This window comes from Bradyrhizobium sacchari (assembly GCF_002068095.1).
Lineage (GTDB): Bacteria > Pseudomonadota > Alphaproteobacteria > Rhizobiales > Xanthobacteraceae > Bradyrhizobium > Bradyrhizobium sacchari.
In genome coordinates this window covers 64,136-75,731 of record NZ_LWIG01000007.1, presented here as the reverse complement: position 1 = coordinate 75,731, position 11,596 = coordinate 64,136, and the positions used below count along the sequence as shown (strand labels likewise).

The window sequence follows — 11,596 nt, the reverse complement described above, 5'->3', positions numbered from 1 at the left end:
CATGATCCGGATCCGAAGGGCCGCGTTGGCGCAAAGTGTCGAGCGGTTTTCCGAACAGATCATGCGCAAAAAAGCCTCAGGCCGGGAACCAGTTGCGCTGGGGCAGGGACTGCACGATCGGCCCCGGGACCTGGTCGTGCAGACGCCCCACGACATTGCCGCCTTCGATCTTGGCGGGCCGATCGTGGACGGGCAGCAGGTAGCGTGAACTGCTCAATAGCTTCTTGATCGCCGCCTTCTCCGCGCGCTTGCTGGTGCCATGGTTGCCGGTGGTGCGCGGCTCCCAGTCGTGGATCTCGTGGAAGGGCGTGACGATCTGGTCGTTGAAGTCGTAGATGACGTCGCCGCAGATGGTCGCGATGCCGTCGGCGGTATGGACGATGATATTCATCGAACCTTCGGTGTGGGCGTTGGCGGCATCGCAATAGACGCCGGGCATCAACTCGATCGGGCCGGTGATTTCCAGATCGAGAAAGCGCAGAGCGCTCTTGGTGTGCAGGCGGTCGATCAGGTGCTTGATGTCGGGCGCCGGATATTGCGGATGCATCAGGCCGGAGACGGAATATTCGAGCTCCTTGCGGTTGAGCACGACGGTCGTGTTCATCGGGAACAGATCGTCCTTGCCGGCATGGTCGATGTGCAGATGGGTGTGGCAGACGAAGCGGACATCGCCCATGCGCACGCCGTGACGCGCGAGCTGGTTCTCGATCATGTGCTCATGATATTGCAGCCCCCGCATGCCCAGCGTCTCCATGATCTGGTTGGAGCGGTAGCCGGTGTCCACCACGACTGGGTAGGGGCCGCCGAGGATCAAAAAACCGAGCGTGAGGACGCGGCGGGTTCGACCGCAGTCGCGGCCGAGCACCAGAAAACTCGATTCCAGCTCGATATCGCCATAGTCCAGGATCTTGATCTCCAACGCCATTCTTTGCCCTCCCTGTCTCGTTTCTTATCTGTCAAAGTCGATAGACGCGCGTCGCCGTGGTCCGGAAGATGGCGTCTTGTTGCTCGGCACGCAGCGAAGCGGCCCCCGCGCGAAACGCGTCGACGAGCTCGCGATAGCTGGTCCACAATTTCTCGATCGGGAAGTTGGAGCCGAACAGGCAACGCTCGGCGCCGAAAATCGCGACCGTGTCCGTCAGCACAGCCGCGATATGCGCGGGATCGTTGCGATGGATGAAGGTGCCAAGCCCGGACAGCTTTGAGACCACGTTCGGGCATGTGGCGAGCCGTGCCATACCGGCGCGCCAGGCCGAGCGTCCTGCCGGCGAGAGATCTTCGAGCATGCCGGCATGCTGCAGGATGAATGTCACCTTGGGGCAGGACTCGGCGAGCAGCGCTGCGTCGGGCATCTGCGGCGTGAAGACCTGGAGGTCGAAGCTCCAGTCGTAATCGGCCAGACGCGCGACGTTGCGGCGGATCACGGGATCGGCGCAGAGGTCCGGGCGAGCCGCGAAGCGGTACAGCGGATTCTCGTGCCAGTGCAGCTGCATGCGCACGCCGCGCAGCAGCGGATAGCGTTTCAGGCGATCGAGCTGGGGACGGACGTCGTCGACCGCGAAATTGGCGTAGGCGACGATGGCATGCGGCCAGCCGTGCTCCTCGGCCGTGCGCTGCACCCAGGCTGCTTCCTCCTCGAAGCGCTCTTGCGCCCAGTTGGTCTGCACATAGACGGAGCGCGTGACGCCGTTGCCCTTGAGATCGCCGAGATATTCCTCGATCGGATAGTCGCGCCGGATCGGTTCATACGGTCCGAAGATGCGTGGCTGCATGGGGCCGATCAGCCAAGGCAGGTCGGCCTGCCGCCAGATGTGATGATGGCCGTCGACAATACCGTTCACGCGGCTCTCCTTCGTCCCAATGCCAGAATGTGCGCGACGATCGAGGCGCTCGATCCGCCGTCCACGAGGTCGTCGACGAAGCGCTCGATCGCGACGAGCGCCTCGGTCTGCGGGCGGAAGCCCGGGCCCGTCGCGAGCGGCGTCAGCCAGCTCACGCGCCAGGCGCGCCGCGACAATTTCGCGACGGCGTCGCGAAGCGCGTCCGGTTCGCCGCGCTCAAGCCCGTCGGAGACGACGATCACGGCGGCGCCGCGGGCATAGCCGCCGAACCGCGGCACCGCCAGGAATGCCTGCAGCGCATCGCCGATGCGGGTGCCGCCGTCCCAGTCGCTGACGAGATGCGCTGCCGCGCTCAACGCCTGCTCGCGGCGTTTCAGCCGCAGCGCGCGGGTGACACGGGTCAGCCGCGTGCCGAAGGTGAAGACCTCGACATTGGGTGCGGCCTGCGCCAGCGCATGCGCCAGCTTCATGTTCTCCTCGGTACGGGCCTTCATCGAGCCGGAGACGTCGATCAGCAGCAGCATCTTGCGCGGGCGCTGGCGCCGCTTCATGTGGCCGAGCCGCAGGATCTCGCCGTCGCTGCGCACGCTGTCGCGCAAGGTGCGGCGGAGATCGGCGAAGGGGCCGCGGCGTGTCCGCATGCGGCGGTGACCGCGCCGCCGCGGCAGGCGCCGCGGGGCCTCGCGTGCCAGGCGGCGGAGCGGATCGGAGGTGGAGAGCTGGGCGAAGCGGCGCTCGACCAGCGCCTCGGTGCGCGTCGTGGTGAGGCCGGACTCGTTGGCGTCATCGGAGAAGAGGGGCTCCTCGTCGCCGCGACCTTCCTCCTGGAGACGGACGGTCTCGTCGTCCTCGCCGTCGGCGGCGTACTCGATGGCCTCACTGCCACGGAAATGCAGGTCGAACAAACGGTCGAAAGTGGCGCGGCGCCCGGGCGGCGGGGCGAGGGTGGCGAGCGCAGATTGCCTGATGTCGTCGAGGTCGCGCGGGCCCAGCAGCGCGATCGCGGCGAGAAAGGCGGTGGTCTGCTCCGGCGCGACCGCGAAGCTGTTGGCGCGCAGCAGCGCGACGAAGGAAATGAAGATGCGGGCAGCGCGCGGCAGCATCAGCTCGGTGCTCATGCGGTCGCCTCCGCGAGCAGGGCATCGAGCCGGGGTGCGATGAAGTGCAGATCCTCCTCGTCCTTTAGCGCCACGCCGATCGAGCGCTTGAAGGCGTCGGGCCAGCGTGCGCCACCTTTGTTGAGGAGCGTCGCGGCCTCGGCCCAGTCGACGGCCTCGGCGATGCCGGGCGCCTTGCTCAACGGTTCGCGCCGCAGCTTCTCGACGGCGGCGACGACGGCGCGAGCCGTGGCTTCGGCGACGCTGGAGGCGCGCATCATGATGATCCGCGCCTCCCGCTCGGCGGTGGGATAGTCGATCCAGTGATAGACGCAGCGGCGGCGCAAGGCTTCGTGCAGATCGCGCGTCCGGTTCGAGGTCAGCACCACCACGGGACGCTCGGCGGCGCGCACCGTGCCGCGCTCGGGGATCGAGATCTGGAAGTCGGAAAGGAATTCGAGCAAAAATGCCTCGAACTCCTGATCGGCCCGGTCGATTTCGTCGATCAGCAGCACCGTGGAATCGGGCGCGCGCAGCGCCGCCAGCATCGGCCGCTCGATCAGGAAGGTTTCGCCATAGATGTCGATGCTGTCGTCGCCGGCCTGACGGATCGCCAGCATCTGGCGCGGGTAGTTCCATTCGTAGAGCGCGGCGGACGCGTCGATGCCCTCGTAGCACTGCAGGCGGATCAACTGCCGGCCGAGCACGGCGGCGATGGCCTTCGCCGCTTCGGTCTTGCCGACGCCGGGCGCGCCTTCCAGCAGCAGCGGCTTGCCGAGGGCAAGGCCGAGATAGGCCGCAGTCGCAAGGCCCTCGTCCGCGAGGTAGTAGGCAGCCCGAAGCGCTCTCTCCAGCGCCTCCGGACTATCAATGCCGACGATGTTGCTGCGAACCGCCACGGCATTTCCCTCAGCGCCGTGCCTGCGGCCGCGCGCCGCCTTGGGCTTTTATCGCCCGCAGCACCTTTTCAGGCGTGATCGGCAGATCGTCGATGCGCACGCCGACGGCGTTGAAGATCGCGTTGGCGACAGCAGGCAGCACCGGATTGGCGCACATCTCGCCGGGGCCCTTGGCCCCGAACGGACCATCAGGGGCAGGGCGCTCCAGCACCGCGATGTCATGCGGGCAGATGTCGCCGGGGCCGGGCATCAGATATTCGACGAAGTCGCGGGGCCCGTGAGCCGGGTCTGGGTAGTAGGGCTCGGGCGTCTCGTAGAGCGCATGGCTGACGCCCATCCAGGCGCCGCCGACGAGCTGCTGCTCCACCAGGCGCGGGTTGAGCGCGCGGCCGAGCTCATAGGCGGAGTCCATGCGGACCATCGCGATCTCGCCGGTCTCGTCGTCGACCTCGACCTCGGCGACGAGGCAGGCATGGGCGTAGCAGGTCGCCGGCGACATCTCGCCGGTCTCAGGGTCGACGTCGGAGAGCGGCACGAGGAAGATGCCGCGGCCGGAAATGGTCTTGCCCTGCTTGAACTGTGCCGCGATCGCGACATCCTTGGTCGAGATCGAGCGATGCGGCGCGCCCTTGACGTGGATGTTGCCGCGGCCGTCGGTTTCGAGATCGGCGGCATTGACCTCGAGCTCCTCGGCCGCCGCTTCCATCATCACGCCGCGCGCTTCGCGGGCAGCCGCCATCACGGCGTTGCCGACGCGATGGGTGCCGCGCGAGGCGAACGAGCCCATGCAGTGCGGACCGGTGTCGGAATCGGCGGTGTCGACATAGACGTCTTCGACCGGCACACCCAGCGTCTCCGCGCAGATCTGCCGCGTCACCGATTTCATGCCCTGTCCCAAGTCGATCGACGACAGCGCCACGGTGAACTTCCCGCTGGGGTTGGAATGGACCAGCGCCTGGCTCGGATCGCCGCCGAGATTCATGCCGATGGGATAGTTGATCGATGCCATGCCGCGTCCGCGATGCCTGGTCATATCTCAGCGTCTCCTGGTTCCGAACACCGACGAGAAGCGGGTCGCGCCATGCGATGGAGCGGCGGGGCGGGGCGATGGAGGCGGCGGTGCCGGCGAAGGTGGCTCGCGCGGCGGTTCGCGGGTAACAGTGGGCGGAAGCCTGTCATAGCTCGTGCGCTGCTGCGAGGGTACCGCCGGCCGTGCGCGCGAATCCGCCTGTGTTACAGGGATGGCGGCGCGGCTGCCGCCGCCGTCCTTGCGCGAGGAGGCGCGCTTGAACTCGTCGCGAATCGGCCACTTTGCCTTCTCGGCGGCGACCTGCACGCATTCGATCAGCGCGGTGTTCTTGGCCTCGCGCCGGTGCGCCTTCATGTCGCCGTCGCGATAGGCGTTGAGGATGCGGAACTCCATCGGGTCCATGCCGACGAGGTTGGCCAGCTTGTCCATCTGGCATTCGATCGCGAAGTCCATCGCGGTGACGCCGAAGCCGCGCATCGCGGTCGCGGGCGTCCGGTTGGTGAAGACGCAATAGACGTCGCCATAGACGTTCGGGATGGTGTAGGGGCCCGGCAGGTGCGCGGCGCATTTCACCGCGGCATAGCTCGACAGCCGCGTATAGGCGCCGCTGTCGAAATAGGCGCGGATCTTGCGCGCGACGATGCGGCCGTCGCGCATCACGCCGTCCTTGATGTAGATGCGCTCGGCGCCGCGCGGGGGGCCGTATTGCATCTCCTCCTCGCGGCCGAACACGTAGCGTACGGGACGCCCGGTCAGCATCGCGCCGAGGATCGCGAGCGGCTCGGTCAGGGTGTCGACCTTGCCGCCGAACCCGCCACCCACGGTGCCGCCGATGAAGTGGAAGGTGTTGGAGGGCACGTCCAGGATCTTGGCGCAGGTGTCGACCGAGAAGAACAGCGCCTGGGTCGAGGTGTAAACGACGTAGCGGCCGTTGGTGTCCGGGGCTGCGATCGCCCCGTTGGTCTCGGTCGGCGCATGCTCGATCGGCGACATCTGGTAGCGCTGCTCGAGCACGTGGTCGGCGGTCGCGAGCGCCGCGTCTGCGTCGCCGAAGCGCAGCCGCTGGTGGTCGTAGACGTCGTGATAGGTGAACGTGTTCTTCGGATAGGTCTCGTTGACCACGGGCGCGCCGGGCTTCAGCGCGTCCTCGACGTCGAACACGGTCGGCAGCGGCTCGTAGTCGATCTTGACCTTTGCGATGGCTTCGAAGGCCTCGCGCTCGCTGTCGGCGACGATGGCGAGGATCGGCTCGCCCTTGTAACGCACCTTGTCGACCGCAAGCGACGGCTCGTCGTCCTTGCCGAAATTGATGAGGCTGAGCAGCGTGTTGAGGTTGCGCGGCACGTCGGCGCCGCGGATGATGCGGCGGACGCCGGCCGAGCGCTCGGCCTCGGTGGTGTCGATGCGGCGCAGCCTTGCATGCGCCTGCGTCGAGCGCACGACTTTCAGATGCAGCATGCCCTGAAGTTTATGGTCGTTGAAATAGCTCGACGTGCCCGTGACATGGCCGAGCATGTCCTGGCGCTGGGTGCCCTTGCCGATTTCCTTCAGATTATCGTCGCGCTCGTCGGCGAAGATGTCCTTGCGCAGTTCCAGCATGTCGCGTTCCCTTACGCGCTGACCCGGCCGCCGGCGGCGGCGAGGATGGCGTTGATGATCGGCTCGTAGCCGGTGCAGCGGCAGATGTTGCCGGAGATCGCCTCGATGACCTCGTCGCGGCTCGGCGAGGGGTTGCGGTCGAGCAGCGCCTTGGCGGCCATCAGCATGCCCGGCGTGCAATAGCCGCACTGGGCGGCAAAATGGTCGGCAAAGGCGCGCTGCAGCGGATGCAGGTTCGGGCCCTGCCTCATGCCGTCGAGCGTCTCGACCGAGCGGCCCGCGACCGTCTCGGCGAGCGTCAGACAGGACAGGTGCAGCTCGCCGTCGATCAGCACGCTGCAGGTGCCGCAGCCGCCCTGGCCGCAGCCGAATTTCGGCGTCATGTCGCCGATCAGTTCGCGCAGCGCCACCAGCAGATTGGTGCCGCCGTCGACGAAGATCGCGATGTCGCGGCCGTTGTGACGAAATTGCAGGGGAATTTTTGACATGGCGGTCTATTCCTGTCCCGACAACAGACGCCGCAGATGCACGCCGACGATCTCGCGGCGATACCAGGCGCTGCCGAGCGCGTTGTCGGACGGCGATGTTCCTTCGCCCGCTGCGGAGGCGGCAGCCGCGATGGTCGCGGCGTCCAGGGAGCGGCCTTCCAGGGCGCGCTCGGCTGCGCGAGCGCGGATCTGTGTCGGCGCCATCGAGCCCAGCGCGATCCGCGCCCCCGCGATCCGTCCGCCAGAGACCGGCAGATGCGCGGCGAGCGTGATCACCGCGCCGCCCTTCGGCTTGATCCGCGCGATCTTGCGATAACGGAACGCGTCCGCGCTCGCCGGCCTTGTGCAGGACACCGACAGCACCAGTGTGCCGGCCTGCCGGTCGCGCCCCTGCAAGAATTCTTCGATCGGGATGTTGTGGGCGCCGAAGCCGCCCTGTACCGCGACGGTGGCGTCGAGCGCCAGCAGCGCCACGGTGAAATCGCCGTAGGGACTTGGCGCAAACAGATTGCCGCCGACGGTCCCCATATTGCGCACGGCGGGGCCGCCGATCGAACGGGCAGGGGCATGCAGGAAGGCGAGGTCGCGCTCGGCGAGCACGCGTGCAAAGGTGACGCCGGCGCCCAGCGTCACGCGCGGGCCGGAAGCATCGATCCGGGTCAGCGCCTGGTCGCTCGCGCGAACGACCGTCGATATCGAGACATCGCCCTCGTTCAGCGCCCGCATCACCAGCGTTCCGCCGCCGAGATAGCGCGCGCTGCGGTCCGAGGACAGCGCGCCGGCCGCCTCGCCGGCGCTGGTGAAAGTCTTCACTGTCACGGCCATCTATGCGGCCTCCTTCAGATGCCGGCGGATCGCCTCGAATCCGGCCTGATAAATGTCTTCGGCGACCATGTGGGTGATGCGCTCCCGGTCTTCAGATCTTGTCGTGAACCGCGACTCCCAGTGCCAGAAGGTCCGGTCGCCGTCGGTCACGGGCAGCAGGCGGACATGGGCGACGTAGTTGAACATCGGGATCGGCGTATCCAGCAGGCAATAGCTGAAGGTCTGTTCGAGGTCGGACAGCGCCAGCAACTGCTCGCGCAGTTCGGAGCCGTCATTCAGCTTGAACCGCCTGACGCAGCCGATCTTGTCGGCCGACTGCGCGCGTTCGATCGAGGATGTCGCGACCGCCGGATGCCAGTGGTCATGCCCGTTGAAATCGCGCAGCACGTTCCACACCGCCTCGGTCGGCGCGTTCAGGATCGTGCTCTTGACGACATGCGGCACGGCTAGCCTCCGAACACGCGCTTCAGCGCGTCGAAACCGCCCTGGAACACGCCGCCGCCGATATTGCCGACGAGCTCCGTCTCCCGCTCCGGCGCGCAGTCGAATTCCGCGGTCCATTCCACAAAAGTCTGGTCGCCGTCGGTGACGGGTGTGAGCCGCAGGGTCGCGACGTAGTTCTCGACCCCCATCGGCGATTCCAGGATCGAATAGGTGCAGAACATGTCGTAGTCGGAGAGGCCGAGCAGCTTCTCGCGGATGCGGTCGCCGTTGCGCAGGCGAAAATCCCGCACACAACCGATCTTGTCCGAGGGCTCGCCGCCCTCGATCCGGCTTTCGGCGATCGCCGGGTGCCAGTTCGGCAGGCCGTTGAAATCGCGCACCCGCGCCCAGACGCGGTCGTTGCGGGCGTTGACGACGGTGGAGACGTAGACGCGGGCCATGGCGCGACCTCAGCTCTTCTTCCGCGGACCGCGCTCGGCCGGCGGCTCGCCGCCGCCCTCGGCCGCAGGCGGGGAGGCCGCCGGCTTGTCGCCGCCACCGCCGCCCTTGCGCGCGGCATCCTTGATCCCCTGCATGTCGCGCGCCTCGCGGATCAGGCCGGGCATCTTTGCGAGGCTGCCGCCCTCGACGCCGATATCGGACAGGATGGAGTCGATCAGCGGTGCCTGGACGCGGTAGCGCAGAGCCGAGTCGATCACCTCGTCGGTGGCGCTGCGGCCGCCATTGCCGCCGCCGTGTCCATTGCCGTTGAGGCCGTCGACCTGGAGGATGCGGATGCCTTCGATCTTCTCCATCGGCTTGACGCTCTCGCGCACGATGCCCTCTACACGGTCGAGCAGCTTGCGGCGGAACAGCGAGTAGCGGGCCTGGTCCGTCAGCACGTTCTCGGCCTCGTTGAGCATCCGCTGCGCCTCGGCCTCGACGGTGGCGCGGATGCGCTCGGCCTCGGCCGCGATCCGGGTCTCCTCCGCCTGCTTCTCGGCCAGCAGCACTTCGACCGTCTTGCGGCGCTTGGCGATCTCGCTCTCGCGCGCGGTGACGACGCGCTCGGCCGCTTCCGTCGCGCGCATCCGGGCCTCCTCGGCGGCAGCGCGCGCGGCCGACTCCTCCAGCGATTTTTGATGAATGGCGATGGCCTTTTCCATCAGCACCGTCTCGACGTCCTTTTCGCGGTTGACTTCGAGCTTGCGCAACTCGCGCTCGCGGCCGATGCGGGCTTCGTCGAGACCGCGATCGGAGGCGATGCGGGCGCGCTCGACCTCCTCGCGGGCCGCGATCTCGGCCTCCTGGAGCGACTGCACGCGGGCGACCTCGAGCTGCTCGATCGCACGCCGCCGTTCGAGGCGGGCTGCCTCGAGCGCCTGCTCACGCGTGACGTCGGCGGTCTCGACCTCCTTGCGCGCGACGATCTCGGCCTGCTTGACCTGGCGGTCGGCATCGATGCGCTCGGAGCGCTTGGTGGAGAGGGCGATGACGCGGTCCTCGTCGGCGATCTCGATCGCCTTCTTCTGCTCGATGTTGAGCACCTCTCGCTTTTTGGAGGAATTGATGCGCTCGGCCTCGAGCGCCAGATCGACCGTGATGCGCTGGCGCTCGATGGAGTCGCGCCGCTTCAGCTCGGCCGCCTCCAGAATGCCGGTCCGCTCGATTTCGAGCGAACGGGTATCGCGCTCGGCCTGGATGCGCTCGGCCGCAACCGCCTTCTCCTGGGCGATGCGGGCCGCCTCGATCGCCTCGCGCGAGGCGATGTCGGCTTCCTCGACGGCGCGGTTGCGGGCGATCTCCAGCGAACGGACGCGCTCCTCCTGGGCAATACGCGAGGCTTCCGTCGCCTCGCGGGCAGCGATGCCGGCGACGTCGAGCGTCTGGTTGCGCTCGATCTCCAGCTGCCGGGTGTTCTGTTCGGCGGCGATGCGCTCGGCGGCGAGCGTCCGCTCGCGGGCGATGCGGGCGGCTTCGACGGCGCGCTGCGCCTCGATCTCGGCCTCCTGGATGGTGCGCACCTGCTGGATCTCCAGCGCGCGGGTGCGCTCGTCGGAGGAGATACGCTCGACATTGACCGTCATGGTCTGCGCGATGCGCGCTTTCTCGGTGGCTTCGCGCGCGGCGATCTCGGCTTCGTCCACGGCACGCGTGCGCTCGATCTCGCGGCGGCGCGTCTCCTCCTCGTTGGCGATACGCGCATCGGTGACGACCCGGTCCTGCTGGATGCGGGCCTTCTCGATGGCTTCGCGGGCGGCGATCTCGGCTTCCTCGACCGTGCGCATTCGCTCGATCTCGCGCTGGCGAACCTCGCGCTCGGAGGCGATGCGGGTGGTGTCGATCGCGCGCTGGTTGGCGATCCTTGTCTTCTCGATCTCCTCGCGCGCCAGTAGCTCCTTCTCCTCGATGGTGCGGGTCCGCTCGATTTCCTTCTGGCGGGTCTCGCGCTCCGAGGCGATGCGGGCTTCCGCGATCGCCTGGTCGTTGGCGATGCGGGCGCGCTCGATGGCCTCGCGCGCCGAGATCTGCGCCTGTTCGGCCTCGGTCTCGCGCAGCGCGCGCTCGCGGGCGACTTCCGTGCGCTGGAGTGCGCGGCGCATCTCGATGTCGCGTTCCTGCTCCAGGCGCGCGGTCTCGCTCTCGCGCTCGATCTCGAGCGCCTGCCGCTCGGCCTCCAGATTGCGGGAGCGGATCTTGATCATCGAGTCCTGCTCGATGTCGTTGCGCAGCTTGCGCTTGGCCTCGATGTCCTCCATCAGTCGGGTCAGGCCTTCGGCGTCGAAGCGGTTCGAAGGGTTGAAGAACTCGAGGTCGGTCTGGTCGAGATCGGTGATCGCGACCGATTCCAGCTCGAGACCGTTCTGCGCGAGCGCCTCGGCGGCATTGGTCTTGACCCGAGCGACATAATCGCCGCGACGCTCGTGCATCTCCTCCATGGTCATTTCGGAGGCGACCGAGCGGATCGCGGAGATGAACTTGCCGGCGAGGAGGGCGTGCAGCTGCTCCGGTTCCATGGTGCGGCGGCCGAGGGTGGCGGCCGCGATCGAGACGGCGTCGCGGGTCGGCTGGACCCGGACATAGAAGTCGGCCTCGATGTCGACCCGCATGCGGTCGCGCGTGATCACGGCGTCCTGCCGCGAGCGCACGATGCCCATCGGCAGCACGTTCATGTTGACCGGCGTGTAATCGTGGATGAATGGCAGCACGAAGGCACCGCCATTGATCACCACGCGCTCGCCGAGGAAACCGGTCCGGACGAACGAGGTCTCCTTGGAGGAGCGGTGGTAGAGCCAGTTCACGATGTAGACGCCGACGACGATCACGACGATCGCGACGATCAGCCAGAGGATCAATTCACCGACCAGCATCCCTGACATCTTTCCCTCCCTCG

At 67.4% G+C, this 11,596-nt stretch carries 11 protein-coding genes; all 11 read right to left on the bottom strand.

The genetic code is table 11. The features are described from left to right. Positions 1-76: 76 nt before the first annotated feature. Genes A5906_RS06790 through A5906_RS06740 form a run of 11 tightly spaced genes read right to left on the bottom strand, consistent with a single transcriptional unit; the run spans position 77 to position 11,582 of the window. Complete coding sequence (locus A5906_RS06790) at positions 77-925, bottom strand: MBL fold metallo-hydrolase (RefSeq protein WP_080134487.1); 849 nt, start codon at positions 923-925, stop codon at positions 77-79. A gap of 31 nt (positions 926-956) precedes the next feature. Beyond that, the gene (locus A5906_RS06785; protein ID WP_080134486.1) at positions 957-1,841 is read right to left on the bottom strand and encodes an amidohydrolase family protein; all 885 of its coding nucleotides are present in this window, start codon (positions 1,839-1,841) and stop codon (positions 957-959) included. Next, positions 1,838-2,959: a vWA domain-containing protein gene (locus A5906_RS06780; protein WP_080134485.1), complete on the bottom strand. Its 1,122-nt coding sequence runs from the start codon at positions 2,957-2,959 to the stop codon at positions 1,838-1,840. Before A5906_RS06780 ends, A5906_RS06785 begins: the two co-directional genes overlap by 4 nt. Next, entirely contained in the window at positions 2,956-3,837 is an 882-nt protein-coding gene (locus A5906_RS06775) for an AAA family ATPase (protein WP_080134484.1), read from the bottom strand. The genes A5906_RS06780 and A5906_RS06775 overlap by 4 nt, the downstream gene beginning before the upstream one ends. Before the next feature lie 10 nt (positions 3,838-3,847). Then, positions 3,848-4,870, bottom strand: coding sequence for a xanthine dehydrogenase family protein molybdopterin-binding subunit (locus A5906_RS06770; protein ID WP_080134483.1), 1,023 nt, complete (start codon positions 4,868-4,870; stop codon positions 3,848-3,850). 3 nt (positions 4,871-4,873) lie between these two features. Continuing rightward, entirely contained in the window at positions 4,874-6,466 is a 1,593-nt protein-coding gene (locus A5906_RS06765; RefSeq protein WP_080134482.1) for a xanthine dehydrogenase family protein molybdopterin-binding subunit, read from the bottom strand. Between the two features lie 11 nt (positions 6,467-6,477). Then, entirely contained in the window at positions 6,478-6,954 is a 477-nt protein-coding gene (locus A5906_RS06760; protein ID WP_080134481.1) for a (2Fe-2S)-binding protein, read from the bottom strand. A gap of 6 nt (positions 6,955-6,960) precedes the next feature. Then, positions 6,961-7,779, bottom strand: a complete 819-nt coding sequence (locus tag A5906_RS06755; RefSeq protein WP_080134480.1) for an FAD binding domain-containing protein — start codon at positions 7,777-7,779, stop codon at positions 6,961-6,963. Beyond that, positions 7,780-8,223 (bottom strand): SRPBCC family protein, encoded by a 444-nt coding sequence (locus tag A5906_RS06750; protein ID WP_080134479.1) that lies wholly within the window; start codon positions 8,221-8,223, stop codon positions 7,780-7,782. A gap of 2 nt (positions 8,224-8,225) precedes the next feature. Further along, the gene (locus A5906_RS06745) at positions 8,226-8,663 is read right to left on the bottom strand and encodes an SRPBCC family protein (protein ID WP_080134478.1); all 438 of its coding nucleotides are present in this window, start codon (positions 8,661-8,663) and stop codon (positions 8,226-8,228) included. A gap of 9 nt (positions 8,664-8,672) precedes the next feature. Then, complete coding sequence (locus A5906_RS06740; RefSeq protein WP_080134477.1) at positions 8,673-11,582, bottom strand: flotillin family protein; 2,910 nt, start codon at positions 11,580-11,582, stop codon at positions 8,673-8,675. Positions 11,583-11,596 lie beyond the last annotated feature (14 nt).